Source organism: Streptomyces sp. NPDC003034 (assembly GCF_053591375.1).
Window position 1 is genome coordinate 30,243 of record NZ_JBSFTS010000004.1, and the last position, 26,344, is coordinate 56,586.

22 protein-coding genes are annotated in these 26,344 nt (G+C 73.1%); 12 read left to right on the forward strand and 10 right to left on the reverse strand.

Annotated elements, in window-relative coordinates; genetic code table 11:
* Positions 1 to 118 precede the first annotated feature (118 nt).
* Positions 119 to 1,306, forward strand: a complete 1,188-nt coding sequence (nadA, locus tag ACWDX7_RS06570; protein ID WP_451492987.1) for a quinolinate synthase NadA — start codon at positions 119 to 121, stop codon at positions 1,304 to 1,306.
* A gap of 98 nt (positions 1,307 to 1,404) precedes the next feature.
* Here nadA and ACWDX7_RS06575 read toward each other — a convergent pair whose 3' ends face one another.
* Positions 1,405 to 2,130: a response regulator gene (locus ACWDX7_RS06575; RefSeq protein WP_451492986.1), complete on the reverse strand. Its 726-nt coding sequence runs from the start codon at positions 2,128 to 2,130 to the stop codon at positions 1,405 to 1,407.
* 69 nt (positions 2,131 to 2,199) lie between these two features.
* Positions 2,200 to 3,021, reverse strand: coding sequence for an adenosylcobinamide-GDP ribazoletransferase (locus tag ACWDX7_RS06580; RefSeq protein ID WP_451492985.1), 822 nt, complete (start codon positions 3,019 to 3,021; stop codon positions 2,200 to 2,202).
* 86 nt (positions 3,022 to 3,107) lie between these two features.
* On the opposite strand from ACWDX7_RS06580, the gene ACWDX7_RS06585 reads away from it, so the two are divergent.
* Complete coding sequence (locus ACWDX7_RS06585; protein ID WP_451492984.1) at positions 3,108 to 3,881, forward strand: hypothetical protein; 774 nt, start codon at positions 3,108 to 3,110, stop codon at positions 3,879 to 3,881.
* Positions 3,882 to 3,994: 113 nt separating this feature from the next.
* Here ACWDX7_RS06585 and pspAA read toward each other — a convergent pair whose 3' ends face one another.
* Together pspAA and ACWDX7_RS06595 are read right to left on the reverse strand one after the other, a co-directional pair.
* Positions 3,995 to 4,273, reverse strand: coding sequence for a PspA-associated protein PspAA (gene pspAA / locus ACWDX7_RS06590; RefSeq protein WP_451492983.1), 279 nt, complete (start codon positions 4,271 to 4,273; stop codon positions 3,995 to 3,997).
* A 13-nt stretch (positions 4,274 to 4,286) separates the two neighbouring features.
* Positions 4,287 to 5,081, reverse strand: a complete 795-nt coding sequence (locus ACWDX7_RS06595) for a PspA/IM30 family protein (protein WP_451492982.1) — start codon at positions 5,079 to 5,081, stop codon at positions 4,287 to 4,289.
* 283 nt (positions 5,082 to 5,364) lie between these two features.
* Between ACWDX7_RS06595 and ACWDX7_RS06600 the strand changes: the two genes are divergently transcribed.
* Positions 5,365 to 5,964, forward strand: a complete 600-nt coding sequence (locus tag ACWDX7_RS06600; protein ID WP_451492981.1) for a DUF3043 domain-containing protein — start codon at positions 5,365 to 5,367, stop codon at positions 5,962 to 5,964.
* Positions 5,965 to 6,071: 107 nt separating this feature from the next.
* The gene (locus ACWDX7_RS06605; RefSeq protein ID WP_451492980.1) at positions 6,072 to 6,779 is read left to right on the forward strand and encodes a class I SAM-dependent methyltransferase; all 708 of its coding nucleotides are present in this window, start codon (positions 6,072 to 6,074) and stop codon (positions 6,777 to 6,779) included.
* Between the two features lie 152 nt (positions 6,780 to 6,931).
* Here the strand turns inward: ACWDX7_RS06605 and ACWDX7_RS06610 are convergent, their stop codons facing one another.
* Complete coding sequence (locus tag ACWDX7_RS06610; RefSeq protein WP_355412687.1) at positions 6,932 to 7,144, reverse strand: hypothetical protein; 213 nt, start codon at positions 7,142 to 7,144, stop codon at positions 6,932 to 6,934.
* Positions 7,145 to 7,246: 102 nt separating this feature from the next.
* On the opposite strand from ACWDX7_RS06610, the gene ACWDX7_RS06615 reads away from it, so the two are divergent.
* From ACWDX7_RS06615 to ACWDX7_RS06630, 4 genes are all read left to right on the forward strand, one after another.
* Positions 7,247 to 8,476: a bifunctional adenosylcobinamide kinase/adenosylcobinamide-phosphate guanylyltransferase gene (locus ACWDX7_RS06615; protein ID WP_451492979.1), complete on the forward strand. Its 1,230-nt coding sequence runs from the start codon at positions 7,247 to 7,249 to the stop codon at positions 8,474 to 8,476.
* Between the two features lie 142 nt (positions 8,477 to 8,618).
* Positions 8,619 to 9,683, forward strand: coding sequence for a nicotinate-nucleotide--dimethylbenzimidazole phosphoribosyltransferase (gene cobT, locus ACWDX7_RS06620; RefSeq protein WP_451492978.1), 1,065 nt, complete (start codon positions 8,619 to 8,621; stop codon positions 9,681 to 9,683).
* 85 nt (positions 9,684 to 9,768) lie between these two features.
* Positions 9,769 to 11,664 carry a phosphatidylglycerol lysyltransferase domain-containing protein gene (locus tag ACWDX7_RS06625; RefSeq protein WP_451492977.1) on the forward strand — a complete coding sequence of 632 codons (1,896 nt, stop codon included), beginning with the start codon at positions 9,769 to 9,771 and terminating at the stop codon, positions 11,662 to 11,664.
* Positions 11,665 to 11,724: 60 nt separating this feature from the next.
* Positions 11,725 to 12,933 carry a sensor histidine kinase gene (locus ACWDX7_RS06630; RefSeq protein WP_451492976.1) on the forward strand — a complete coding sequence of 403 codons (1,209 nt, stop codon included), beginning with the start codon at positions 11,725 to 11,727 and terminating at the stop codon, positions 12,931 to 12,933.
* A gap of 90 nt (positions 12,934 to 13,023) precedes the next feature.
* Here the strand turns inward: ACWDX7_RS06630 and ACWDX7_RS06635 are convergent, their stop codons facing one another.
* The 5 genes from ACWDX7_RS06635 to ACWDX7_RS06655 all read right to left on the reverse strand — a co-directional run bounded on the left by ACWDX7_RS06635 (position 13,024) and on the right by ACWDX7_RS06655 (position 19,954).
* Complete coding sequence (locus tag ACWDX7_RS06635; RefSeq protein WP_451492975.1) at positions 13,024 to 13,845, reverse strand: endo alpha-1,4 polygalactosaminidase; 822 nt, start codon at positions 13,843 to 13,845, stop codon at positions 13,024 to 13,026.
* Entirely contained in the window at positions 13,842 to 14,507 is a 666-nt protein-coding gene (locus tag ACWDX7_RS06640; RefSeq protein ID WP_451492974.1) for a spherulation-specific family 4 protein, read from the reverse strand. The genes ACWDX7_RS06635 and ACWDX7_RS06640 overlap by 4 nt, the downstream gene beginning before the upstream one ends.
* Positions 14,508 to 14,594: 87 nt before the next feature.
* Entirely contained in the window at positions 14,595 to 16,220 is a 1,626-nt protein-coding gene (locus tag ACWDX7_RS06645; RefSeq protein ID WP_451492973.1) for a hypothetical protein, read from the reverse strand.
* Positions 16,217 to 17,758, reverse strand: coding sequence for a GT4 family glycosyltransferase PelF (pelF, locus tag ACWDX7_RS06650; RefSeq protein WP_451492972.1), 1,542 nt, complete (start codon positions 17,756 to 17,758; stop codon positions 16,217 to 16,219). The genes ACWDX7_RS06645 and pelF overlap by 4 nt, the downstream gene beginning before the upstream one ends.
* Before the next feature lie 150 nt (positions 17,759 to 17,908).
* On the reverse strand, positions 17,909 to 19,954 hold the full coding sequence (locus ACWDX7_RS06655; protein ID WP_451492971.1) for a hypothetical protein: 2,046 nt from the start codon (positions 19,952 to 19,954) through the stop codon (positions 17,909 to 17,911).
* 348 nt (positions 19,955 to 20,302) lie between these two features.
* On the opposite strand from ACWDX7_RS06655, the gene ACWDX7_RS06660 reads away from it, so the two are divergent.
* The 4 genes from ACWDX7_RS06660 to ACWDX7_RS06675 all read left to right on the forward strand — a co-directional run bounded on the left by ACWDX7_RS06660 (position 20,303) and on the right by ACWDX7_RS06675 (position 26,292).
* Positions 20,303 to 21,832 carry a leucyl aminopeptidase gene (locus ACWDX7_RS06660; RefSeq protein WP_451492970.1) on the forward strand — a complete coding sequence of 510 codons (1,530 nt, stop codon included), beginning with the start codon at positions 20,303 to 20,305 and terminating at the stop codon, positions 21,830 to 21,832.
* Between the two features lie 333 nt (positions 21,833 to 22,165).
* Positions 22,166 to 23,554 carry a dihydrolipoyl dehydrogenase gene (lpdA, locus tag ACWDX7_RS06665; RefSeq protein WP_451492969.1) on the forward strand — a complete coding sequence of 463 codons (1,389 nt, stop codon included), beginning with the start codon at positions 22,166 to 22,168 and terminating at the stop codon, positions 23,552 to 23,554.
* 91 nt (positions 23,555 to 23,645) lie between these two features.
* The gene (gene sucB / locus ACWDX7_RS06670) at positions 23,646 to 25,469 is read left to right on the forward strand and encodes a 2-oxoglutarate dehydrogenase, E2 component, dihydrolipoamide succinyltransferase (protein ID WP_451492968.1); all 1,824 of its coding nucleotides are present in this window, start codon (positions 23,646 to 23,648) and stop codon (positions 25,467 to 25,469) included.
* Between the two features lie 199 nt (positions 25,470 to 25,668).
* A complete protein-coding gene (locus ACWDX7_RS06675) occupies positions 25,669 to 26,292 on the forward strand; it encodes a GntR family transcriptional regulator (protein WP_451492990.1) in 624 nt (207 codons plus the stop codon).
* Positions 26,293 to 26,344: the final 52 nt, after the last annotated feature.

Sequence of the window (26,344 nt, forward strand, 5' to 3'; positions counted from 1 at the left end):
GTCACATTGACACTATCGGCATCGTCAAAGTGACGTGAAGCGGTTATGATAGATAGCGTCAAGTAGACGAGAAGTCGAATCGATGCCCTCAGCAGTCCGTTGTCGCAGAACAGAAAGGGTGCGTGTCGTGACCACCGCCCAGCCTTTGGACGTCCAGCCGACGCCGCTTGCCCTGCTGCTGCTCGGCCGTGAAGCCGACCCCAAGAGCGAGCGCGGGGTGGAGTGCCCCGGCGACCTGCCCTCGCCGTCGGACCCCAACCTGGTGGCGCGTGCCCGCGCGGCCAAGGAGAAGCTGGGGGACAAGGTCTTCATCCTCGGCCACCACTACCAGCGGGACGAGGTCATCGAATTCGCCGACGTGACCGGTGACTCCTTCAAGCTGGCCAAGGACGCGGCCGCCCGGCCCGAGGCCGAGTACATCGTCTTCTGCGGCGTCCACTTCATGGCCGAGTCCGCGGACATCCTGACCTCGGACGACCAGAAGGTGGTCCTGCCCGACCTGGCCGCCGGCTGCTCGATGGCCGACATGGCCACCGCCGAGCAGGTGGCGGAGTGCTGGGACGTACTGACCGACGCCGGCATCGCCGACGTGACCGTGCCCGTCTCGTACATGAACTCCTCGGCCGACATCAAGGCCTTCACCGGCAAGCACGGCGGCACGATCTGCACCTCGTCCAACGCGAAGAAGGCCCTGGAGTGGGCCTTCGAGCAGGGCGAGAAGATCCTCTTCCTGCCCGACCAGCACCTGGGCCGCAACACCGCCGTCCGCGACATGGGCATGTCCCTCGACGACTGCGTCCTCTACAACCCGCACAAGCCGGGCGGCGGCCTGACCGTCGAACAGCTGCGGAACGCCAAGATGATCCTGTGGCGCGGCCACTGCTCCGTCCACGGCCGGTTCTCGGTCGACTCGGTCAACGACGTGCGCTCCCGTATCCCCGGCGTGAACGTCCTCGTGCACCCCGAGTGCAAGAACGAGGTCGTGGCGGCCGCGGACTACGTGGGCTCCACCGAGTACATCATCAAGGCGCTGGAGGCGGCCCCGGCCGGCTCCAAGTGGGCCATCGGTACCGAGCTGAACCTGGTCCGGCGCCTGGCGAACCGATTCGCCGCCGAGGACAAGGAAGTCGTCTTCCTCGACAAGACGGTCTGCTTCTGCTCCACGATGAACCGCATCGACCTGCCGCACCTGGTGTGGACCCTGGAGTCCCTGGCCGAGGGAAACCTGGTCAACCGGATCGAGGTCGACAAGGAGACGGAGAGCTTCGCGAAGCTCGCCCTGGAGCGGATGCTGGCGCTGCCTTAGCACCCGCTGCCCTCCGAAGGGCCGCACCCCGGACCGGGGGGCGGCCCTTCGGCGCGGCCGGGCCCGGCCGACCGGGGCCGACCGGGGGGCGCGCGCCGCTACTCGGCGCGGGGCCGGACGAGTCCCGATTCGTAGGCGATGACCACCAGTTGGGCCCGGTCCCGGGCGCCGAGCTTGGCCATGGCCCGGTTGACGTGGGTCTTCACGGTGAGCGGGCTGACCTCCAGCCGACCGGCGATCCCGTCGTTGGACAGCCCCTGGGCCACGAGTACGAGGACCTCGCGCTCCCGTACGGTCAGCGCGTCGAGCCGCTCGGCGTGCGCGCCGGCCGAAGCGCCCCCGGCCGGGCCGGCCCCGCCGCCCTGGGCGAGGAAGGTGGCGATGAGCCCTTTGGTGGCGGCCGGGGAGAGCAGCGCCTCCCCGGCGAAGGCCACGCGGATGGCGGCCAGGAGCTCCTCGGGCTCCGCGCCCTTGCCGAGGAAGCCCGAGGCTCCCGCCCGCAGGGCCGAGACCACGTACTCGTCCACCTCGAAGGTCGTCAGCATCACCACGCGCACGGCGGCCAGCTCGGGGTCCGCACTGATCATGCGGGTGGCGGCGAGCCCGTCGGTACCGGGCATCCGGATGTCCATCAGCACGACGTCGGCCCGGGCCTCCCGCGCGAGGGCGACGGCCTGCGCCCCGTCGGCGGCCTCCCCGACGACCAGCATGTCCGGCTCCGAGTCGACGAGCACCCTGAAGGCGCTGCGCAGGAGCGCCTGGTCGTCGGCGAGCAGCACCCTGATGGGCGCGGCGGCGGTCGGTTCCGTCGTCGTGTGATCCACGGGCCGAGGGTACGTCGCCCCGCGCGGCCGGCACCGGAGCGGGGCGGAGGCGGCGCAGGGGCGGCCGGGTCAGCCCAGGGCCAGGACCACCAGCGCGGTGGTCGCCGCGACTTCGGCCAGGGCTCCGAAGACGTCCCCGGTGACCCCGTCGAAGCGGCGGACGCACCGGCGCAGCAGCAGCTGCGCGCCCAGCAGGGCCGCGAGGACCGCCGCGGCGTGCCGGGCCGCCTCGGGAAGGCCCATCGGCAGGGCGGCGGCCGCGGCGGCCAGCGCGGTGGCGGCGGCGAGCGCGGCGGCCGCGCCGCGCGGGACCACGCCGGCGACGGCCGCGCCGAGGCCTTCGGGGCGGGCCGCAGGGACGCCTTCGCGGGAGGCCAGGGTCATGGCGAGGCGGGCGGTCACCGCGGCGGTCACGGCGGCGAGTGCGCCGCGGATCCAGCTGTCGGCGTACGCCTGGGAGAGGGCGGCGACCTGGACGAGCAGCACGAGCAGCAGGGTCACGACGCCGAAGGGGCCGATGTCGGACTGCTTCATGATGCGCAGCGCCTCCCCGGCCGGTTTGGCGCTGCCCAGCCCGTCCGCCGTATCGGCGAGGCCGTCCAGGTGCAGCCCCCGGGTCAGGGCGGCCGGTACGGCGACGGTGACGGCGGCGGCGAGCAGCGGGCCCCCGCCGAGCAGCAGCAGGAGCGCCCCGGGCACGGCCGCGAGCAGACCCACCACCAGCCCGGCGAGGGGAGCGCAGGCCATTCCGGTGCGGGCGGCGGGGCGGTCCCAGCGGGTGATGCGGGCGGGCAGCACGGTCAGGGTGCCGAAGGCGAAACGGACCCCGTCGAGGAGCGAGGCGCGTTCCACGGGCGGTCTCAGGGGCGGATCATCGAACGAATCTTTCATCGGCGCGAACGCTACCCGCTCACCGCGGGCGGTAAATTACCCGTTACCCACCAAAAAGGGGAGTTGCCCAGCGGGGAGTCGGTCGGATGGATCACTGGTGGTACCGAAACATCGTCGAACCGGGGAAGCTGCCCCTGCTGCTGGCCCTGCTCTCGTTCGTCTTCTCCTTCCTCGTCACCCGAGTGATCACCCGGGCGATCCGGGCGGGGAAGGGACCCTTCAAGAACATCACCCCGGGCGGCGTGCACGTGCACCACGTCGTACCGGGGGTGATCCTCGTGATCATCGGCGGCTTCGGCGCGATCGGCAGCGGTGCGCACGGCTTCGGCTCCGCGCTCTCGGCCGTGCTCTTCGGCCTCGGCGCGGGCCTCGTGCTGGACGAGTTCGCGCTGATCCTGCACCTCGACGACGTGTACTGGACCGAGCAGGGCCGCAAGAGCGTGGAGATGGTGGTCCTGACGGCCGCGCTGGTCGCGCTGGTACTGGGCGGGTTCCTGCCCTTCGGGGTGAACGAACTGAGCGCCGACGAGCGGCACAACCGGGCGCTGGTGGTCATGAACACGGCCACGAACTTCTTCCTGGCCCTGATCGCCCTGTGGAAGGGCAAACCGCGCACCGCCGTCTTCGGTACGGTCGTCCCCCTCGTGGCACTGGTCGGCGCGATCCGGCTGGCCCGGCCCGGTTCCCCGTACGCGAAGAGGTTCTACGCGAGCCGCCCGCGCGCCCGGGCCAGGGCGGGGCTGCGCGCCTTCCACCACGACCGGCGCTGGGCGGGGCCCCGCCGCCGCTTCGAGAACTTCATCGGCGGAACCCCCGACCCCCAGGAGGCGGTCGCGGTGGAGAAGCGGCGCACGCCCTGACGCAGTCCACGCGCTGAACCGGATCCGTGCCCTGCAACGGGCCAGCGCCCGCCCCCGGAGGTCGGGAGCGGGCACCGGTACTCGTTGACGGCGCGGGGAGCGGGACCCCGGGCTCAGCCCGGGATCAGCCCGCCGCCGGTGAGCATCTCCCTGACCTCGTCCAGCGTCGCGTCCTCGGCGGGCAGGATCAGCTCGGACGGCTCCAGCGCGTCGTCCGGAAGCGGCTTGCCCAGGCGCCGCACGGCATCGAGCAGCTGCCCCAGCGTGCGCCGGAAGCCCTCCTCGTCACCGCCCTGCACCTCGGCGAAGAGTTCGTCGTCCAGCCTGTTGAGCTCGGTGAGGTGGCTGTCGGCCACCTCCACCTGACCTTCCCCCATGATGCGGACAATCATGACGGGCCCCGTCCTACTGCTTGTCGAACCGGTGCTGGCTCTGCGGCTGCTGGGCGGAGCCCGCGGCTCCGCCCTCGATGGCCTGCTGCTGCGCGGACGGGCCGCCGGCCAGCTCCGCCTTCATGCGCTGGAGCTCCAGCTCCACGTCCGTACCACCCGACAGGCGGTCCAGTTCGGCCTGGATGTCGTCCTTGGAGCCGAGGCCGCTCTGGTCGTCCAGCGCGCCCGAGGCCAGCAGCTCGTCGATGGCGCCGGCGCGGGCCTGCAGCTGGGCGGTCTTGTCCTCGGCCCGCTGGATGGCGAGGCCGACGTCGCTCATCTCCTCGGAGATGCCGGAGAAGGACTCCGCGATGCGGGTCTGCGCCTGGGCCGCCGTGTAAGTGGCCTTGATGGTCTCCTTCTTCGTCCGGAAAGCGTCCACCTTGGCCTGGAGACGCTGCGCGGCGAGGGTCAGCTTCTCCTCCTCGCCCTGCAGGGTCTGGTGCTGCACCTCCAGGTCGCCGACCTGCTGCTGAAGGGAGGCCCGGCGGGACAGGGCCTCGCGGGCCAGGTCCTCGCGGCCCAGGGCGAGGGCCTTGCGGCCCTGGTCCTCCAGCTTGGCGGACTGCCCCTGCAACTGGTTGAGCTGCAGTTCCAGGCGCTTGCGGGACGTCGCCACATCGGCGACCCCGCGGCGTACCTTCTGAAGCAGCTCCAGCTGCTTCTGGTACGAGTAGTCGAGGGTCTCGCGCGGGTCCTCGGCCCGGTCAAGGGCCTTGTTCGCCTTCGCGCGGAAGATCATTCCCATACGCTTCATGACACCGCTCATGGGCTTCGCGCGCCCCCTTCTGACGGACTTCGCTCCAGGTCACCAACAAGACCCACAGTACGGGCCCTGTCTCCATTACCGCACTGTTCGGGCACGGATGCGCTCCTCCTCCAGGACGACTACGCCCGCCGTTTGTCAGGCGCAAGGAGGAGGTGACCCGAGGAGACGCCGGGCCGCGAGGAACGGGCCCGGCGCGAACCGTGCACAGGGAAGGACGCCCGCCGTTGCCGGATCGTTCCCCACCGGGGTGGGGGCCGTGCCCCTGACCACGTAGGGTTGGCATGTGTTTGGTAGCCGCTCCTCCAAGGAAGAGAAGGCCGCCGCCACCGACAAGGTGAGCGCCGACCTCTCGCAGCCCCGTAACCCGCAGGCCCCGAAGGGCCGCCCTACGCCGAAGCGTGCTGTGGCCCAGTCGCAGCGCAAGGCCGTGGTGGCCTCGACCGGCAACCGCAAGGAGGATGCCAAGCGTGCCCGTGAGCGCCGCCGGGTAGAGATGGCCAAGCAGCGCGAGGCGCTGGCCAGTGGCGACGAGCGCTATCTGCCCGCCCGTGACAAGGGGCCCGTCCGCAGGTTCGTCCGCGACTTCGTGGACTCCCGCTTCTCGGTCGCCGAGATGTTCCTGCCGCTGGCGGTGATCATCCTGGTGCTCAGCATGGTGCGGGTGCCGTCGATCCAGAACATCGCGCTGCTGCTGTGGCTCGGTGTCATCGCGCTGATCATCGTCGACTCCGTCGGACTGGTGCTCCGCCTCCGCAAGGCCCTCAACGAGCGCTTCGCCAACGAACCGCGCCGCGGCGCCGTCGCGTACGGCCTGATGCGCACGCTCCAGATGCGCCGGCTGCGGCTGCCCAAGCCGCAGGTCAAGCGCGGGGAACGGCCCTGAGTCGAGCGACGCCCGGAGCGGCCGCGCCCGGGCAGGGCTTCACCGAGGGGGGCCGCCTGTGGCTGGAAGGCCTGGGCGGGCTGCGCAACGCCGTCCGGCAGGAGCTCGTGGGCCGGCAGGTGGACGAGCAGATAGCGCAGCGCTTCCCGGTCGGGCAGCGGCTGCGCGTGCTCGACGTCGGCATGGGCCAGGGGACGCAGGCGCTGCGCCTGGCGCGTGCCGGGCACAGGGTGACGGGGCTGGAGCAGGATCCCGCCATGCTGGCCGTCGCCCGTGAGGCGCTGGCCGCGGAACCGGCCGGGATCCGCGACCGGGTCCGGCTCATGGAGGGTGACGGCCGCGAGACCGGCGCGCACTTCCTGCCGGGCAGTTTCGACGTGGTGCTGTGCCACGGGGTGCTGATGTACGTGCCCGAGTCGGACGCCATGCTCGCCGGGCTGGCCCGGATGCTCGCCCCCGGCGGACTGCTGTCCTTGCTCGTGCGCAACGGCGACGCCCTCGCCATGCGCCCGGGCCTGGCCGGCGACTGGGCGGCCGCGCTGGCCGCCTTCGACAGCCTCGACTACACGAACCGGCTGGGCCTCGACGTGCGCGCCGACCGGCTCGCCGGGCTGACGGCCACGCTGTGCGGGATCGGTGCGCCGCTGCAGGCCTGGTACGGCGTCCGCGTCTTCACCGACGGGACCGAGGCCGGCGAGACGCTACCGCCCGACGACGAGCTGGAGCGGCTGCTGGCCGCGGAGGACCGCGCCGGGCGGACGGACCCCTACCGCGGGGTCGCCGCGCTGCTGCACCTGTGCGGCGTACGAGGCTGAGCCGCCGGCCCGGCCGGCCGCATCCGGGCACGCACCCGGGCGGGCACTGACCCGGGGGCGGCGGGATCCGCTCCGGGCCCGGTCCGGCCGGGACCCGGGTCCGGGTCCCGGCCGCCGCCGCTCACCGCGGTCCTGCTCGGTGCGGCCGGGCGTCAGGCGTCCAGCGCCGCCCGCAGGCTCATCGTGTAGAGCTCGGTCCCGCTGTCGTCGGACAGCTTCACCTGCTCGGTGCCGCCCTCCAGCAGGTCCTTCCAGTACTCACCGATCCAGGACTCCGCGTCCCCCTGCGTGGTGAATTCCTCCGGAACCACCGACGGGCTCGTCTCGGTGCCGTCGGCCGTCTCGAACCGCCACGTCCACGCCATGTCCGCCTCCGTTGCTCGTCCGCTGCTCACACTTCTCGCCTTGAGTCTGCCCGCAGAGTAACCGGGCGCGCAGCAGTCCCGGCGACGCGGGAGGATCATCCTGTGGAACTCACTCTGCTCGGCACCGGCACACCCGAGGGCCTGCCCCGTCCCGGCTGCCCCTGTGCGGCCTGCGCGGTCTCCGTCGGCCCCCGCTCCCGCGCCGCTACGGCCGTCCTCGTCGACGGGGCGCTACTGCTCGACCTGACTCCGGGCGCGGTACTGGCCGGCGCCCGAGCCGGGCATTCCCTGGCCGGCGTACGTCAGGTCCTGCTGACCCATCCGCACGACGGGCCCGCGGTCGAACTGCCGCCGGGACTGCCGGCCGCGGGACGGGTGCCGGACGGGCGGGAGCTGTCGGTGATCTCCGGGCACCGGGTGCGGGCGGTGGCGATGGACGCGCCGGGCACCGGGTACGAGGTGACCGGCCCGGACGGCAGCCGGCTGCTGTACCTCCCGCCCGGCGGGGCCCCCGGCGGGCTGGGGTCGGCCCGGGCGGATTCCGCGGGCGGCGCGGTGGGGCAGCGCCCGTACGACGTGGTCCTCGCGGACGTGCTGGGCCGCCCCGAGGCGCTGGCGCGGCTGCGGGCGAGCGGCGCGATCGGCCCGGCCACGGATGTGATCGCCGTGCACCTGGACCACGACACCCCGCCGGGGCGGGAGCTGGAGCGCCGGTTGGCGGCCGCCGGTGCCCGGGCGGTGCCGGACGGGACCACGGTGATCGTCGGTGAGTACCAGGCGGTGCCGGACCTGCCGCGCCGGACCCTGGTGCTGGGCGGGGCCCGGTCGGGCAAGTCCGTCGAGGCGGAGCAGCGGCTGGCCTCCTTCCCGGAGGTGGTCTACGTGGCCACCTCGGGCACCCGCGAGGGGGATCCGGAGTGGGCGCAGCGGGTCAGCCTGCACCGGGAGCGCCGGCCGGGGAACTGGCGGACGGTGGAGACCTGCGACCTGGTCCCGCTGCTGGCCGGAGCGGGCCCGCCGCTGCTGATCGACTGCCTGGCGCTGTGGCTGACGGACGCGATGGACCGGGCCGGGGCGTGGGACGACGCGGTCTGGGCGAAGGGCGGGCAGCAGCAGGTGCGCGAGCGGACCGCCGAGCTGGTGTCGGCGGTCCGGGCGACCCGCCGCCAGGTGGTGGTCGTCAGCAACGAGGCCGGTTCGGGCATCGTCCCGGCGACGGCTTCGGGCCGCCGGTTCCGTGACGAGCTGGGCCGTCTGAACGCGGTGGTCGCGGGCCAGTGCGAACACGTGGTGCTCGTCGTCGCCGGGCAGGCGGTCGTTCTCAAGGAATAGCAGGGATGACCGGGGAGCCCGGCGCGGTCGGGTCGGCTTCCGGCCGGTCCGGGGAGCAGGGCGCCGGAAGCCCGCTCGTGTAAGGCTGCCGGGCGGCGTGAGGCCCCCGAGAGCGGACTCGACCGGCTGTACGCTCTGGCAGATGACCACGCTGAATCTCGACGACTTCTCCGATCTGATCGAGCGCCCCGACGGGGGCGTCCGGCGTGACGCCGAGGACCGCCGTGAACGGCTGGCCGTGCCGCCCGGCGCACTGGGCCGGCTGGACGAGCTCGCCGAGTGGCTCGCCGCCGCGCAGGGGCAGGTGCCGGTCAAGCCGATCGAGCGCCCCCGGGTGGTGCTCTTCGCCGCCGACCACGGGATCGCCGCCGCGGGCGTCTCCGCCCGGCCCGCCGGCACCGGCCACGAGCTGGTGCGTACCGTGCTGGAGGGGGCCAGCCCCGTCGCCGTCCTGGCCGGCCGGTTCGGCGCCACCGTACGGATCGTCGACGCCGGGCTCGACTGCGACCCCGGGCTGCTGCCCGAGGACGTGGTCCGCCACCGCGTCCGGCGCGGCAGCGGGCGGATCGACGTGGAGGACGCGCTGACGGCCGAGGAGGCCGAGGAGGCGCTGCGGCTCGGGATGCGGATCGCCGACGAGGAGGCCGACTCCGGGACGGACCTGGTCGTACTCGGGGACCTCAGCGTGGGCGGGACCACCGTCGCCGCCACCCTCGTCGCCGCCCTGTGCGGAACCGATGCCTCCGTCGTCACCGGCCGCGGTGGCCTGCCCATCGACGACCTGGCGTGGATGCGCAAGTGCGCGGCGGTCCGCGACGCGCTGCGCCGGGCCAGGCCGGTCCTCGGCGACCAGGTCGCGCTGCTGGCGGCGGTCGGCGGCGCCGACGTCGCCGCGATCACCGGTTTCCTGCTCCAGAGCGCGGTGCGCCGTACGCCGGTCATCCTCGACGGCGTGGTCTCGGCGGCCTGCGGACTGGTGGCCCAGCGGGCCGCCTTCCGGGCCCCCGACTGGTGGCTGGCCGGGCAGGCGACCGGCGAGCCGGGCCAGGCTAAGGCGCTGGACCGGATGGCGCTCAACCCCGTGCTCGACCACGGCGTCACAGTAGGAGAAGGAACCGGGGCATTGCTGGCGCTTCCCCTGGTCCAGGCGGCCGCCGCACTCGCGGCGGAACTCCCGGAGCGGGCGGCGCCGGAGCCGGCGCAATGAGCCGCGGGGCGCGCGGTTCTGAGCAGGCCGCGGTCCCCGGACCGAGCTCACTCGTGGACGGCGACGCCCCATAAGATCACTTTCTATGGGAGAGGTCCGTTTGACCAGCGAGAACACCGACCGCGGCGGCGCACAGGCGCCGGGTCGGACGTCCGGCAGGAAGGACACCGGCGGCGATCCCGCCGGCAAGGGGGCGGGGGGCGGCCGGGAGACCGGCCGCGGGAGCACCCGCTCACGGCGCGGCGCCGCCTTCGCGGTCTGGTACCTGCGCGTCGTCACCTTCGTCAACTTCCTCAGCGCGGTGTGGCTTTCGCTCGGGCAGGACCTGCGCAGACACAACACCGACGACTTCTACACCCCTTATCTGCTCACGGCCGGCTTCGCGTCCGGGCTGTTCTCGCTGCTGCTGGCCGTCACCATGGGCCGCCGCAAACGCGCCGCCTGGATCCTGAACCTGGTACTGGCCGGCCTCCTGCTGCTCGCCTTCGCCGTCGCGGCCTTCGCGCCGTGCACGGAGGGCGATTTCAACCTCTGCTACCCCGAGTTCCGGGACCACCCGCAGAACTGGGTCTCGCTCGGCCTGACCGCCGCCTTCGTCGGCGCCCTGCTGCTGGGCCGCCGAGAGTTCTACGCCAAGGGCGACCGCTCCAACCCGGCGCTCGCCACCCTCGTCGCCGCCGTCGGCCTGCTGGTCACCTCGCTGATCGCGGCCCTGCTGGTCGGGGCCACCGACACCGGGCCCGACAGCTCCGAGGCGGGCTTCCTGGACCGCTGGCGGTACGGGGTGATGCGGCTGATCACCCTGGCGCCGGACGACATGTCCTACGACGCGATCACCCCGCCCGGCTGGGTGGACGTCTTCATCAACGTCATGTCGATGGTGCTGCTGCTCGCGGTGCTGTTCGCGGCCTTCCGCTCGCGCCGCGCCGTCGACCCGCTCACCGAGGAGGACGAGGAGCGGCTGCGGGCCCTGCTCGCCAAGCAGGGCGAGCGCGACTCGCTCGGCTACTTCGCCCTGCGCCGCGAGAAGTCCGTCGTCTGGTCCCCCACCGGCAAGGCCGCCGTCACCTACCGCGTCGTGGGCGGGGTCTCGCTGGCCTCCGGCGACCCGATCGGCGACCCGGAGGCCTGGCCGGGCGCCATCGAGCCGTGGCTGGCGGAGGCCCGTGAGCACGGCTGGGTCCCGGCCGTGATGGGCGCGAGCGAGGAGGCCGGGCAGATCTACGCCCGCCACGGCCTGGACGCGCTGGAGCTCGGTGACGAGGCGATCGTGGAGACCGACGAGTTCACGCTGGAGGGCCGGGCCATGCGGACCGTCCGGCAGGCCTACAACCGCGTCAAGCGGGCCGGTTACTCGGTCCGGATCCGCCGCCACGCCGACATCCCGGCCGAGGAGATGGAGGTGCTGGTGCGCCGCGCCGACGACTGGCGCGACGGCGCGACCGAGCGCGGCTTCTCGATGGCGCTGGGCCGGCTGGGCGACCCCCGCGACGGCCAGTGCGTGATGCTGGAGTGCACCGACGGCCACGGGGAGCTGCGGGCGGTGCTGTCCTTCGTACCGTGGGGCCCCAAGGGCCTGTCCCTGGACCTGATGCGCCGTGACCGGGATTCCGAGAACGGCCTGATGGAGTTCATGGTCATCGAACTCCTCGAACGGTCCAAGGAGATCGGGGTCACCCAGGTCTCGCTGAACTTCGCGATGTTCCGGTCCGTCTTCGAACGCGGGTCCAGGCTCGGCGCCGGTCCCGTGCTGCGGATGTGGCGCTCGCTGCTCAGCTTCTTCTCCCGCTGGTGGCAGATCGAGTCCCTCTACCGGGCCAACGCCAAGTACCGGCCGATCTGGGAACCGCGGTTCATGCTCTTCGAGAAGAGCGCGGACCTGCTGCGGATCGGTATCGCGGCCGGCCGGGCCGAGGGCTTCCTGGAGGCCCCCGGCCTGCCGAAGTGGATGCACCGCAGGCATCTGGAGACGATGCGCTGACGGCGTGGGCGGCCCCGGGCGCGGCCCGCCGGCGCCCGGGGCAGGCCGTACCGTATCGGGGTGACGACAGACCTCGGGCCGTTCGCGCCCACCCGGCAGTGGCTGCGGAACCATCCGCTCGCCACCGATGCCGTGCTCGCGTCCGGGGCCTTCGTCTTCATGGTCATCGGGTCCTTCGCCGATCCGCACGGCCCCCACGGACCCACCTTCGGCTCGCGCGCCCCCGAGCCGCTCTCCCTGCTGCTGATGCTGCTGGGCGCGGCGGCCCTGGTCTTCCGGCGGCTGGGGATGCGGGCCGTGCTCGCGGTGACCTGCGGGCTGTCGCTGCTGGAGCTGACCACCGGGGATCCGCGCGCGCCCGTCGCCATGTGCGCGGTGATCGCCCTGTACACGGTGGCCGCCAGCACCGACCGGCCGACGACCTGGCGGACCGGGCTGCTCACGATGGCGACGCTGACGGGCGTGGCCATGCTGGCCGGGCCGCTGCCGTGGTACGCGCAGGAGAACCTGGGGATCTTCGCCTGGACCGGGATGGCCGCGGCCGCCGGTGACGCGGTGCGCAGTCGCCGGGCCTTCATCGACGCCATCCGGGAACGGGCCGAGCGGGCCGAGCGGACCCGTGAGGAGGAGGCCCGGCGGCGGGTCGCCGAGGAGCGGCTGCGGATCGCGCGGGACCTCCACGACGTGGTGGCCCATCACATCGCACTGGTCAACGTGCAGGCGGGCGTGGCCGCGCACGTCATGGACAAGCGGCCGGACCAGGCCAAGGAGGCCCTCGCCCACGTACGGGAGGCCAGTCGCTCGGCGCTGAACGAGCTGCGGGCCACGGTGGGGCTGCTGCGCCAGTCCGGTGATCCGCAGGCGCCGACCGAGCCCGCGCCGGGGCTGGCCGTACTGGACGAGCTGGTGGAGACCTTCCGGCATGCCGGGCTGCCGGTGGAGGTGATCGTCCAGCTGGGGCGCGAGACGGCGGCGCTGCCGGCCGCGGTGGACCTCGCGGCGTACCGGGTGATCCAGGAGGCGCTGACCAACGTACGCAAACACGCCGGGCCGAAGGTGCGGGCCGAGGTCAGCGTGGTCCGCGTGGGGGACTCGGTGGAGGTGACCGTGCTGGACGACGGGGGCGCCGCCGTGCCGGAGCCGGCCGAGGCGGGCGGTGGTCACGGGCTGCTCGGCATGCGGGAGCGGGCCGCGGCGCTGGGCGGGTCCTGCTCGGCGGGCCCCCGCTTCGGCGGCGGCTACCGCGTCCACGCGGTCCTCCCCGTCTGAACCCTCCGCCTTGCAGCCTCGGCCGTCCTCCAGCCTCGCCGGCGGGGCTCGGTTCGGCTCCGGCCAGGTCCAGTTGGGCTCCGCCGGAGGCTACCGGCAAGTGCGGCGCCAGGGGCCGAGGTCGTACTCCTTCTGCAAGGAGCTCAGGCGCAGCTCGCGCGAGCGCTCGCAGAACCGGTCCGCCGGCAGCTCGTACTCCGCGTGGAAGACGGCCTTCCCGGCCTTGATGAAGGGGGTCAGCCGCTCGCACTCGTCGTACTGGGCGCACTGCTCGTTCACGGCGAAGTCGAACTCGCCGACCAGCTGCGGAATCTGGTCGAGGTCGTTCTTCAGCCCGACCGCCAGGCCCCGGTCGTGCGCGAGCTTCGCGATCAGCCGGTTGTAGCGCAGTTGGTCCTCGGCGGTGAGGGGGAAGCCGGACTCGTTGCGGTAGGCGTCCATGTTGTCGGGCTCCACCGCGTCGAAGCCCTTGTCCCGGCACATGTCGAGCCGCGCGGCCATCAGCGGTTCCAGCTGGTCGAGGCGCCGGATGTCGAGCCAGCGCTCCCCCTCCCAGCCGTTGCCCCGGCCGAGGACCGCCTTCGGGAAGTCGTCGGCGTCCGGCCGGAACTCCTCCCAGGCGCCGGTGGAGAGGTAGCAGATGGTGCGGCGTCCCGCCTTCCGCAGTGCGGCGACCTGCGCCTTGGTGGTGGTGAACCCGTCGACGTCGTACACCGGCGCGTCCACCGAGGTGTCGAGCCTGCCGCTGAGCTGCCACTGCCAGCCGGTGCCGGGCCGTGGCTGCCAGCGCTCCCCCGGCACCCGGTCCGGCAGCGGCTCCGGCAGGTCGTCGTCCGGTTCGGCCGTACAGGCGGCGAGCAGGAGGAGGGTTGCGAGGAGCAGCGGTCCGCGCAGGCGGGGGAAACGGTTCATCCGGTCGCCTCCAAGAAGTACGGGAGGGTCCCCCACGGGTGCGCGCCGGTCCCGGGAACCGCGCAGTGCACCCCCGCTCCCCGTTCCGCCGCGAGCCGCTCGGCGAGTTCGGCGGCGGGCGCGCCCGGCGGGACGGCGTAGACGAGGTGGCAGAAGCGCTGTGCGGGGTGGTCGGCGGTCCAGGGCGGCGGCTCGGCGGCCGGGTCCCGGTAGGCGTCCCAGGGGCCTTCGAAGGTGACGAGCAGATCGGCGAGCCGCGCGTAGCCGGGGTGCGGGTGGACGCCGTGGTTGAGGACGAGGGTACGGGCGCCCGCGGCCCGGGCGGCGATGGCGAGCCGCCCGTAGTGCGCCAGCAGTTCGGGGCCGGAGGCGGCCTGGTCGAGGAAGGCACCGTCGGCGCCGTACCAGTCGCGGTGGCGCAGCAGGTCGCGCACCACGGCGGCGTGCGGGCGGCGCCCGTAGTCGGTGTCGGCGTACCCGAGGACGGACACCCCGGCCTCACGCAGCCTGGTCGAGACCCGCGCGAACCGTTCGTCGGGGGCGTCGCCCGGGCCGTTGTCGGGGTTGAGCACCACGGAGTGCAGCCGGCCGGCGGCGCGGATGAGCCGTTCCCAGGCCTCGGGCCGGTCGGCGGGGTGCTCGTAGAGGGGCACCAGCAGCATGGGGTCCTTCTTCTCGTACGGTCTCGGGTGATCGGCGGCGGGGGGCGGCGGGCATGTCCGTGGCGGGCGGCGGCCGGTGGCGGGAGGTCAGCGGTGCGCGGTCACCCGGCCGAGGAGCAGGCAGACCAGCAGGGCCAGCACGGTGGCGGCCGCACCCGCCACGGCGAGCTGTACCACCCGGGGCGGCCCCAGGCCCGTCAGCAGGGCGAGGCTCTGGGCCGCGGCGGCCGAGGCGCAGACCACGGCGGCCGGCCGTACCGCCCCGAAGGACTGGAGGAGCAGGCCGGTCCACATGACCGCGCCCAGCAGGAGCAGGGTCGCGACGCGGACCCCGGTGAGGTCCGCGGCGTCCGGCCAGAGCAGGGTTCCGGCCGCGCCCAGGGCCAGCAGCACCGCCAGGTACAGGGCCAGGCACCGGCCCAGCGTGGCGAGCATCCGCCGCCGGAACGCCCCGGGTGAGCGGGCCGCGCGGAGCCCGGCCAGGCTGCCGCTGCGGAAGCGGTGGAGCAGCCATTCGGCGGGCCCCATGCTGAGGGTGAGGGCCACCGCCGCCGGAGCGGCGACGGCTTCGGCGGGGCCGTCGGCGAGCACCTCCCCGAGGGCGGCGTACAGCACGAGCAGGCCGGTGCCGAGGCCGAACACCCCGTACGGCACCGAGTCCGCGAGCCGGGGCCCGCGCGGGGCGTACTCCTGGTCGCCGCCCCGCAGCATCCGCCACCGCACCGGGCCCGCGCCGGGTCCGCGTACGGCGCGGCCGCGGACGCGGCTGCGGACGCGGCGGGCGGCGGCCCGCAGCCCCAGGGCCCGCGGCAGTTCCCGTACGGCCAGGGCGCAGGCGGCGAGGAGGGAGACGGCGAGGAGGGCCACCCGCACCGGCACGGGCAGGTCCACGAAGAGCACGAGCAGGGCTCCGGCGGCCATCGGGCCGAGCGCGGCGAGCAGGACGCGCTCGCGGCCGAGGACGAGCAGGACGGTGGCGGCCCCGACGTAGAGGGCCTGTCCGGCGGCGAAGGCGCAGGAGAACGGCGCCCCGCCGGGCACCGCCAGCGCGGCGGCGGTGCCCAGCAGGGAACCGGCGGGGGCGCCGACGAGCAGGGTCCGCCCGGCGGCGGCCCGGTCGCCGAGGCCGAGCCAGGAGTAGGCCCGGTGGGACAGGGCCTGGTCCCAGGCCCAGCCGATGAGCGCCCCGGCGAGCAGGGTCAGTGTCCCGGCGGGCAGGCCCAGGCGGTCCGGCGGGCCGTCGAGGAGGGGTGCGCCGAGGAGGTAGGCCAGACCGGGCAGGGCGAAGATCACCCCGCGCAGCAGGCAGGCGCGGAGGGAGACCTTCCACGGGTCGGGGGCGTGGTCCGGCTCGGGGAAGGCGCGGGGCACCCGGGCGTAGAGCTCCTCGGCGAGGCCGAAGGAGTCGTGGCGGCCGTAGGCGAGGCGGATGTGCTCGTCCGTCATGCCGTCGGATTCCAGGACGGCGGCGATCTCGTCCGGGTGGACGGCGCCGGCGATGAACACGTCGAGGCGCGCGGCCAGTTCGTCCATCGGGTCGGCGGCCGGGCCTTCCCGGCGCGGTCGCGGGAGAGCCGGGAGGGTGTCGAAGTCGCCGCTGGTGCCGGTTGCGCCGGCCGGGTGCGGCGGGCCGCCGAGGAGGGCAGCCGCGTGCCGGGCCGGTACCGGCGGCGCCGGCGGGCCGGGCGGCTTCAGCCAGAGGGATCCGCTCACCGCAGGCTCCCTTCGGCGGACTCGGCGCGGGGCCGTCCCATCGCGGCGAGCTCGCGGTACCAGGGGTCGGCGAGCCGCTGGGTCCAGGTGTCGTCGGCGTGCACGGGCAGGACCGGCTGCCCGGCGAGCTCGCGGTAGATGTGCCGGAAGCCGTCCACCGACCGGTGGAGGGTGAACTTCCGCACCACCCGCTCGCGTGACATCCGGCCCAGTTCGAGGCGTCGTACGTCGTCGCGCAGCAGCGCGAGGGCGGCGCGGGCCATCGTCTCCGGCTCGCGCGGCGGGACGACGAGGCCCGTGTCGCCGACGGCTTCGCGGACCCCGCCGACGTCGGTGGAGACGGTGGTGCGCCCGCAGGACATGGCCTCGATGATGCTGAAGGGGAAGCCCTCGCTGATGCTGGAGAGCATCACGACCGTGCCGGCCGCGTAGGCCTGGGCGACCTGCTCGATGCGGCCCTCGTAGCTGATGCCGTCGCTGACCCCCAGCTCGGCGGCGAGCTCCTCCAGGCGGAGCCGGTACCCCGCGCAGCCGTCGGGGACGGGGCCGAAGAGGCGCAGCCGCAGGGCGGGCAGTTCCTCGCGCATGAACGCGTAGGCGCGGATGAGGGTTTCGAGGTCCTTGATCGGGTCGATGCGGCCGCACCAGCTGAGCGTGGGGACCTCGGGTTCGGGGCCGGCGTCGGGGAAGGCGTGGGGGTCGACGCCGTTGTAGACGGTGCGGATGCGGTCGGGGCTGGCGCCTCCGCGCTCCTCCCAGCGGCGGTTGTACTGGTTGCAGGGGGTGATCAGGTCGGCCTGGCGGTAGCCCTCGGTGTTGAGCTCGCGGTAGAAGCCGAGCACGAGGGCTTTGACGGGCCAGCGCTCGGCGGCGGTGCGGTAGCCGAGGTAGCGCTCGCGCAGGTAGATGCCGTGCTCGGTGAGGAGGAAGGGCACCTGGTCGAGCTGTTTGGCGGCCAGGGCGGGGAGGGTGGCGAGGCCGCTGCTGACGGCGTGGGCGACGCTGTCGTGCGGGATGCGCACACCGAGCGGACGCAGGGCGTGTTCCAGCAGGTCGGTGGCGGTGAGCGCGTCGTGGACGGTGGGGCGGGCCCGCGCGGTGGCGAGGCCGGGGCGGGTCCATACGGCCATCAGCAGGCGCAGTACGGATTCGGAGCGCAGGGCCGGCCCGAGCCGGCCGGCGCGGGCCAGGACGGCCAGTTCGCCCAGGGCTTCGGAGAAGCCTCCACGGGCGGGATCGAGCAGGGAGAGCAGGAAGGTCTCGTAGATCTCGGCGAAGCGGCGGTGGGCCTTGCCGCGCGGGGCGGCGCGGCGGCCACGGCCCGTGGGAGGGCCCCAGAGCGGGACGGCGGTGTGGCGGTAGACGTTGCGCGGGAGTTCCCAGGTGACCGGCTCGCGTCCGGAGCCGGTCAGGGCTATGACGTTGAAGTCGACCTCCGGCATGCCGCGCACCAGCTGGTCGCACCAGGTGCTGACGCCCCCGTGGACGTGCGGGTAAGTGCCTTCGGTGAGCATGGTGACATGGCGCCCATGGCTCATGCGGTGTGTCCCCCCAGGACGGAAAAGGGGCCGGCGCCCGTGGTTCGCGGAGCGCCGGCGCTGGTGGTACGGGTGGTACGGCGGGTCGTACGGCCGGATCGTGGGCCGGCACGGATCGCGGTCCGGCCGGATCCCGGTCCGGCCGGGCCGTCAGCCGGGCAGCTTGAGCGTGACGGCCGACTGGAGCGCCTCGGGCCCGGTCCAGGCCGATCGGGTCCCCGCGTACGGGCTGCCGAAGGCGGCGGTGCCGAGCAGCAGTTGCTTCCTGGTGCCCTGGGGCGCGGTGACGGGGGCGACGACGCCGGACGGCGCCTTGACCGTGACGTCCGCCCCGATGCGGTAGGCGGTGACGCTGCCCGCGGCGAGGGCCCTGTCCCAGGCGGCGCGGCGGCCGAGCTCGATGCCGGCTTCCTTCTGCGTCTGGTTCACGATCGGCGCGCTGGGGGCGTACAGCGTGCGGTAGGTGTCGAGGACCCGGTCGAGCACCGGGTAGAGGGTGCGGTCCTCGGCGAGGTTGGACTGGTGGACGTAGTGCGGGCGGGGGTCGTTGGCCAGCACGTGGCGCAGCGCGGTCCGGGCCTCCTGCGGGACGATGTGGTCCAGGTAACCGGTGTTGACGTCGAGCGGGTCCGGCAGGCAGGTGGAGGTCGCCGGATCGTCCTCGCAGACGCCGCTGCCGCCGTCCGCGCGGCTGGTGTAGATCCAGTTGTACTCGTCGGCCATCTCGGCGTTGGTGCCCGTGTTGTAGTACACGTTCATCGGGTGGCGCGGGACGGTCAGGGCACTGCCGACCGCCCGCTGGGCCGGTTCGCGCGAGTTGTCGCTGGCGATCCACCTGACGCCGTTGTCGGCGAGCGCGCCCGCCAGATTGGGATTGTCGCGGTCCTGCTGCGGCAGGGTCTTGAGGCCCGAGTGCTCGCCGGTGACGAGCTCGGCCCGGTCGAGGACGATGCCCTTGGCGGCGGCCCACTCGTTGTTGTCGCGGATCTGCGCGGAGATCTTGGCGCGGCTCATCCAGCTGACGGCGCCCTGGGCGTTCTTGGCGCAGCTCCAGGGGACGGTGGTGGTGTCCTGGACGCAGCCCAGGAAGGGGTGGGTGTAGGTGTGGTTGATCCAGCGGTACGCGGCGCGGTCCGCGAGGAGCTGCGCGGTGAGGGCGTCGGTGTTGCCGTTCTCCGCCTTCCATTCCTCGCCGGCGCCCGCGTTGAAGACCATGTCGAGCTTGAAGCCCTTGGCCTGCTGCCACTGCGCCAGGTGGCGCGCGTCGGCGGCGGTCATCCGGATGGTGCTCTCCTTGCCCTCCCCGCCCGCGCAGGCGTAGTCGCCGGGGGTGCAGTCGAGCTCCTTGTTCCAGCGGGCGTCGGGGGCGAAGACGTCGTCGACGTGGACCGCGAAGTAGTTGCGGCTGCGGCCGAGGTGGACGCCCTGGGTGAGCCACTCCACGATGCCGCGGGCCAGCAGCCGGAACTGCCGCTGGTGCTGGTTGTAGCCGAAGGTGACGACCAGTTCGCTGCGCCCGTCGTGGGTGTACTCGCCGAGGAGCGAGGCACGTTCCGAGCCGGTGGGGCCGACGGGGGCGTCGAGGTAGCTGGTGTAGCCGGCGCGCGGCCGGCCCATGAAGCCGTAGCTCTCGGGGATGAGGGCGGAGTTGTCCTCGAAGGCGAGCTGGCCGCCGAGGTAGCGGAAGGGACCCGTCCGGCCGGCCGGGGTGACGGCCGCCGCCGTCCCGTCGAGCTGGCCGCTGTACCCGCCGTTGTCGGTGTACTCCAGCCCCACGCCCGGATGGGCCCAGGTGTACGCGTCGACCTGACGGATCCCGTACGCCGCCTCGTAGGCGGTGAGCGCGGCCATCTCGGCCGAGCCGGCGCCGAAGGGGTTCTCGTTGGGCAGGACGACGCCCTGGTACTTGGCGCGCGGACGGCCGCTCGCGCCGTCGGCGGGTTCGCTGAGGAATCCGGCGTTGATGACGGGGCGGCTGCCGCTGCCCAGCTCGACGCGGGTGTAGGGCACTCCGGTGTCCCGGAGTTCCGCGGTGATGGCCGCGACCGAGCTGCCGCCGTCGTCGACGACGAGCACCTTCAGGTCGATGCGCGGTGCCACCGCCGCCCGGGCGCTGGCCCCGGGTAGTGCCACGGACACCAGGGCCGCCGCAGCGCATGCCGCGGCGAGCCTGTTGACCCGGTTCTTATGGACCATGTCGGCCTTTCCCCCCGCAGGCGCCCCTCGGAACGGCCCTGGGCGGACGGCCGGGCCGGGGAGGCTCTGTGGAATTCATGCAAAGGAACCCCGCGTTCCCTTGCGAGAGTGAGCCGAGTCTCCCGGACCCCCGTCAGGTCCGAGCGGCAAACCCGGAGCAGAGACCACAGATGGGTGAATCGGATGACCTACTGATCGAACAATGTGCCAAATCTTCGAGTGGCGTACGGACGAGTCCGTGCGCGTACGCTCATTTCCGGGCGACGGCCGACCCCGAATACGATCGCGTCCGGATGGCCGTCCACCCACTCGGCCCACACACATAAACGGAAGCGAGACCTCACCACCGTGACTGCTCTGACTCTCAGCACTGCCGGCGCGGCGACGCTGCGCGCCGACGCCCTCGTGGTCGGCGTGGCGAAGGGCCCCAAGGGCCCGGTCGTCGCCGCGGGCGCCGAGGCCGTGGACAAGGCGTACGACGGAAAGCTCGCCGCCGTGCTCGACGCGCTCGGTGCCTCGGGCGCCGAAGGCGAGGCCACCAAGCTGCCGGCCCCCGCGGGCCTCAAGGTCCCGGTCGTGCTGGCGGTCGGACTGGGATCCGTCCCGGAGGAGGACGAGTCGTACGACGAGGAGGCCCTGCGTCGCGCCGCCGGCGTGGCCGCCCGCGCGCTGCACGGCACCAAGAAGGCCGCCTTCGCCCTGCCCCTGGACGACGCCTCCGCCCTCACGGCCGTGGCCGAGGGCGCGCTGCTGGGCGCGTACGCCTTCACCGCCTACCAGGGCGGCGAGAAGAAGGACGGCAAGAACGGCGGCCCCAAGCAGCCGCTCGCCGAGATCGCCCTGCTGGGTGCCAAGCCGCGCGACAAGGAGCACAAGGCCGCGGCCGAACGCGCCGTGGTCGTCGCGACCGAGGTCAACATCGCCCGCGACCTGGTCAACACCCCGCCGAACGACCTCACCCCCGAGGCCTTCGCCGCCGTCGCGTCCGCGACCGCGAAGGAGAACGGCATCAAGGTGCAGGTCCTGGACGAGAAGGCACTCGCCAAGGGCGGCTACGGCGGCCTCATGGGCGTCGGCAAGGGGTCCGAGAACCCGCCGCGCCTGGTGAAGCTCTCCTACACCCACGCCAAGGCGGAGAAGACCCTGGCCTTCGTCGGCAAGGGCATCACCTACGACTCGGGCGGCATCTCCCTGAAGCCGGCCGGCCACAACGAGACGATGAAGTGCGACATGAGCGGCGCCGCCGCCGTGTTCGCCGCCGTCGTCGCGGCCGCCAAGCTGGGCCTCAAGGTCAACGTCACCGGCTGGCTCGCGCTGGCCGAGAACATGCCCTCCGGCTCCGCCACCCGCCCCGGTGACGTGCTGCGCATGTACAGCGGCAAGACCGTCGAGGTGCTCAACACGGACGCCGAGGGCCGCCTGGTCCTCGCGGACGCGCTCACCAAGGCCTCCGAGGACAACCCGGACGCGATCGTCGACGTGGCCACCCTGACCGGTGCGATGGTGCTGGCCCTGGGCAACCGCACCTTCGGCATCATGGCCAACGACGACGCCTTCCGTACGTCGGTCCACGAGATCGCCGAGGAGGTCGGCGAGGCCTCCTGGCCGATGCCGCTCCCCGAGGACCTGCGCAAGGGCATGGACTCCCCCACCGCCGACATCGCCAACATGGGCGAGCGCATGGGCGGCGGCCTGGTCGCCGGCCTCTTCCTGCGGGAGTTCGTCGGCGAGGGCATCACCTGGGCCCACCTCGACATCGCCGGCCCGGCCTTCCACGAGGGTGCCCCGTACGGCTACACCCCCAAGGGCGGCACCGGCTCCGCCGTGCGCACCCTGGTGCGGCTGGCCGAGCGCACGGCCACCGGCGACCTGGGCTGAGCCTGCGCCGCCCCGTGCCACCCCCGCGCCGGCTCACGGCCCGCGGGGGCGCACGCGTGTGAGACGTGACTCGCCCCGGGACCCCGCCGAGGGCCCGGGGCGAGTGCGCCCACAACGAAATCCGTACGTTTCTACGCTTCGGTAACCACTCCTCCGGCAGATCGACCTGCCACAGTGCGGGCCCGGCGTCCCGCGTTCCCCCGACAAATGCGAAGATGGGTTCTCGGCAGGACAGGGCCCCCACCACAGGGCCGAAGAAACAAGCGGCCGATTACCAGCCGCCGCCCGGTCACAGAGGACCGGTGCCCGGCGCACATGCATGGAGGACGTGACGTGGCGAACGACGCCAGCACCGTTTTCGACCTAGTGATCCTCGGCGGTGGCAGTGGCGGTTACGCCGCGGCGCTGCGCGCATCCCAGCTGGGTCTGGACGTTGCCCTGATCGAGAAGAACAAGCTCGGTGGCACCTGCCTGCACAACGGCTGCATCCCCACGAAGGCTCTGCTGCACGCGGGCGAGATCGCGGACCAGGCCCGTGAAGCCGCCCAGTTCGGTGTCAAGGCCTCCTTCGAGGGCATCGACATCGCGGGTGTCCACAAGTACAAGGACGAGGTCATCTCGGGCCTGTACAAGGGTCTGCAGGGCCTGGTCGCCTCCCGCAAGGTGACCTACATCGAGGGTGAGGGCCGCCTCTCCTCCCCGACTTCCGTCGACGTGAACGGCCGGCGCGTCGAGGGCCGCCACGTCCTGCTGGCGACCGGCTCCGTGCCGAAGTCTCTGCCGGGCCTGAACATCGACGGCAACCGCATCATCTCCTCGGACCACGCGCTGGTCCTGGACCGCGTCCCCGAGTCCGCGATCGTGCTCGGCGGCGGCGTCATCGGCGTCGAGTTCGCCTCGGCGTGGAAGTCCTTCGGCTCCGACATCACCGTGATCGAGGGCCTCAAGCACCTCGTCCCGGTCGAGGACGAGAACAGCTCGAAGCTGCTGGAGCGCGCGTTCCGCAAGCGCGGCATCAAGTTCAACCTCGGCACCTTCTTCGACAAGGCCGAGTACACCGAGAACGGCGTCCGCGTGACGCTGGCCGACGGCAAGACCTTCGAGGCCGAGGTGCTGCTGGTCGCCGTCGGCCGCGGCCCGGTCTCGCAGGGTCTGGGTTACGAGGAGCAGGGCGTCGCGATGGACCGCGGCTACGTCCTGGTCGATGAGTACATGCAGACCAACGTGCCGACCATCTCGGCGGTCGGCGACCTCGTCCCGACCCTCCAACTGGCGCACGTCGGCTTCGCCGAGGGCATCCTGGTCGCGGAACGTCTGGCCGGCCTCAAGGCCGTCCCGATCGACTACGACGGTGTCCCGCGCGTCACGTACTGCCACCCCGAGGTCGCGTCCGTCGGCATCACCGAGGCCAAGGCCAAGGAGATCTACGGCGCGGACAAGGTCGTGGCCCTCAAGTACAACCTCGCGGGCAACGGCAAGAGCAAGATCCTCAAGACCGCGGGCGAGATCAAGCTCGTCCAGGTCAAGGACGGTGCCGTGGTCGGCGTCCACATGGTCGGAGACCGGATGGGCGAGCAGGTCGGCGAAGCCCAGCTGATCTACAACTGGGAGGCTCTGCCGGCCGAGGTCGCGCAGCTCATCCACGCGCACCCGACCCAGAACGAAGCGCTCGGCGAGGCCCACCTGGCCCTGGCCGGCAAGCCGCTTCACTCCCACGACTGATCGTCACGGGCGCGACGACCACTTCCGCACCTCCCTCGCTCGGCGCTTCGCGCCGGCTGGGGAGACCCCACCGTTAGGAGCAACCGAAACCATGCCGGTTTCCGTAACCCTCCCGGCGCTCGGAGAGAGCGTGTCCGAGGGCACTGTCACCCGTTGGCTGAAGGCCGAGGGCGAGCGCGTCGAGGCTGACGAGCCGCTGCTGGAGGTGTCGACCGACAAGGTCGACACCGAGATCCCCTCCCCCGTCTCCGGCGTCCTGGCCTCCATCAAGGTCGCCGAGGACGAGACCGTCGAGGTCGGCGCCGAGCTGGCCGTCATCGACACCGGGGCATCCCCGGCGGAGCCAGGGGAGGGCTCGGGCGCGGCGGCTCCGGCCGCCGAGGCCCCCCAGGCCCCCGCCGAGGCCCCCGCGGCCGAGGCCCCGCAGGCCGCCCCGTCCACCGAGACCGAGGCTCCGGCGCCCGCGCCGACGGCCGAGGCCGCGGCCGGCGGCGGTTCCGCCGAGGGCACCGATGTCGTACTCCCCGCCCTGGGCGAGTCCGTCACCGAGGGCACCGTCACCCGATGGCTGAAGCAGGTCGGCGAGTCGGTCGAGGCCGACGAGCCGCTGCTGGAGGTCTCCACCGACAAGGTGGACACCGAGATCCCCGCGCCGGTCTCCGGCACGCTGCTGGAGATCCTGGTCGGCGAGGACGAGACGGCCGAGGTCGGCTCCCGCCTGGCCGTCATCGGCGCGGCCGGTGCCGCCCCCGCGGCCGCCCCGGCCCCCGCCGCCCCGGCACCGGCTGCTCCGGCACCGGCACCGGCTGCTCCGGCACCGGCTCCGGCCGCTCCGGCACCGGCTCCGGCCGCCCCGGCTCCCGTCCAGGCCGCCGCCCCCGTGGCCGCCCCGGCTCCGGTCCAGGCCGCCGCCCCGGCCGCCGCTCCGGCTCCGGTGACCCCGGCTCCGGCTGCCGCTCCGGCGGTCTCCGGTGACGAGGGCGCGTACGTCACCCCGCTGGTGCGCAAGCTCGCCACGGAGTCCGGCGTGGACCTGTCCGCGGTCTCGGGCACCGGTGTCGGTGGCCGTATCCGCAAGCAGGACGTCCTGGCCGCCGCCGAGGCCGCCAAGGCCGCTGCCGCCGCCCCGGCGGCCGCGACTGCCGGGGGCGCCGCCGCTCCGGCCGCGAAGGCTCCGGCCGCCGCGGTGTCCGAGCTGCGCGGTCAGACCGTGAAGATGACCCGCATGCGCAAGGTCATCGGCGACAACATGATGAAGGCCCTGCACTCGCAGGCACAGCTCAGCTCCGTGGTCGAGGTGGACATCACCAAGATCATGAAGCTGCGCGAGAAGGCCAAGGCCTCCTTCCTCGCCCGTGAGGGCGTCAAGCTCTCGCCGATGCCTTTCTTCGTCAAGGCCGCTGCCCAGGCGCTGAAGGCCCACGCGGTCGTCAACGCCCGGATCAACGAGGACGAGGGCACGATCACCTACTTCGACTCGGAGAACATCGGCATCGCCGTGGACTCCGAGAAGGGCCTGATGACCCCGGTCATCAAGGGTGCCGGTGACCTCAACCTGGCGGGCATCTCCAAGGCGACCGCCGACCTGGCCGCCAAGGTCCGCGGCAACAAGATCACGCCGGACGAGCTGTCGGGCGCGACCTTCACCATCAGCAACACCGGTTCGCGCGGTGCCCTGTTCGACACGGTCATCGTGCCGCCGAACCAGGTCGCCATCCTGGGCATCGGTGCCACGGTCAAGCGCCCGGTGGTCCTGGAGACCCCCGAGGGCACCGTGATCGCCGTCCGCGACATGACGTACCTGACCCTGTCCTACGACCACCGCCTGGTGGACGGCGCGGACGCGGCCCGGTACCTCTCGGCCGTCAAGTCGATCCTTGAGGCCGGAGAGTTCGAGGTCGAGCTCGGTCTCTGAGACCGCCCCACACGCGGCCTCACCCACGGCGCCCCCGCCCGGAACACTCCGGGCGGGGGCGCCGTCGCAGGTCCGGCGGCCGGGGCTGTAACCAGCCTCACCCGGGGTCACCCACCGGGAACCCAACGCACGGGCCGGTGCGGCCGTATTGTCTACGCATCAGAGCACTGCGCGCCCCCCAGGAGATGAAGCGCCGATGATCACCCCACCCGTCGTGCACTCGCTGCGCGAGCAGATCCGCGAGCACATCGTGGAGGGGATCGTCAGCGGGCGCTGGAAGCCCGGCGAGCGGATCGTCGAACGCCGGATCGCCGTGGAGCTGGAGGTCAGCCAGACCCCCGTACGGGAGGCCCTGCGCGAGCTGGAGACCCTGCGGCTCATCGAATCGGCGCCCAACAAGGGCGTGCGCGTACGGAACCTCTCCGCGGCGGACCTGGAGGAGATCTATCCGGTCCGGGCGGGCCTGGAGCAGATCGCGGCGGAGCTGGCGGCGCCCCGGCTGGCGGCCGACTGCTCGGCCCTGGAGCCGCACGTCGCCGCGCTCTGGGAAGCGGACCGCAGCGAGGACGGCACGGCGCAGGTGCGGCACACGGTGGGCTTCCACCGGGAGATGGTGCGGGCGGCCGGGAACAGCGTGCTGCTGCACACCTGGGAGAGCCTGGGCATCGAGGTGTTCACGGCCCTGTCCATCCGCTGGCTGGGCACGGTCCAGAAGTCCTACGCCGAGGAGCACGAAGCGCTCGTCCAGGCGTTCCGCAGTCAGGATCCGGACATCGGACTGCTCGTAAAGCGGCATGTCCTGGGGTGCGCGCCCCGCGCCTGACCTCGGACAGACCCGCCGAGGGCGCCGCATTGCCCCGTTTTGCCCGGCACCG

Coding starts and splice junctions, on each gene's coding strand:
- ACWDX7_RS06585 (WP_451492984.1), top strand. CDS start 3,108: ATGGATCACTGGTGGTACCGAAACATCGTCGAACCGGGGAAGCTGCCC.
- ACWDX7_RS06625 (WP_451492977.1), top strand. CDS start 9,769: ATGGGAGAGGTCCGTTTGACCAGCGAGAACACCGACCGCGGCGGCGCA.
- cobT (WP_451492978.1), top strand. CDS start 8,619: ATGACCACGCTGAATCTCGACGACTTCTCCGATCTGATCGAGCGCCCC.
- ACWDX7_RS06640 (WP_451492974.1), bottom strand. CDS start 14,507: ATGCTGCTGGTGCCCCTCTACGAGCACCCCGCCGACCGGCCCGAGGCC.
- ACWDX7_RS06655 (WP_451492971.1), bottom strand. CDS start 19,954: ATGGTCCATAAGAACCGGGTCAACAGGCTCGCCGCGGCATGCGCTGCG.
- pelF (WP_451492972.1), bottom strand. CDS start 17,758: ATGAGCCATGGGCGCCATGTCACCATGCTCACCGAAGGCACTTACCCG.
- sucB (WP_451492968.1), top strand. CDS start 23,646: ATGCCGGTTTCCGTAACCCTCCCGGCGCTCGGAGAGAGCGTGTCCGAG.
- ACWDX7_RS06610 (WP_355412687.1), bottom strand. CDS start 7,144: ATGGCGTGGACGTGGCGGTTCGAGACGGCCGACGGCACCGAGACGAGC.
- pspAA (WP_451492983.1), bottom strand. CDS start 4,273: ATGATTGTCCGCATCATGGGGGAAGGTCAGGTGGAGGTGGCCGACAGC.
- ACWDX7_RS06580 (WP_451492985.1), bottom strand. CDS start 3,021: ATGAAAGATTCGTTCGATGATCCGCCCCTGAGACCGCCCGTGGAACGC.
- ACWDX7_RS06635 (WP_451492975.1), bottom strand. CDS start 13,845: ATGAACCGTTTCCCCCGCCTGCGCGGACCGCTGCTCCTCGCAACCCTC.
- ACWDX7_RS06595 (WP_451492982.1), bottom strand. CDS start 5,081: ATGAGCGGTGTCATGAAGCGTATGGGAATGATCTTCCGCGCGAAGGCG.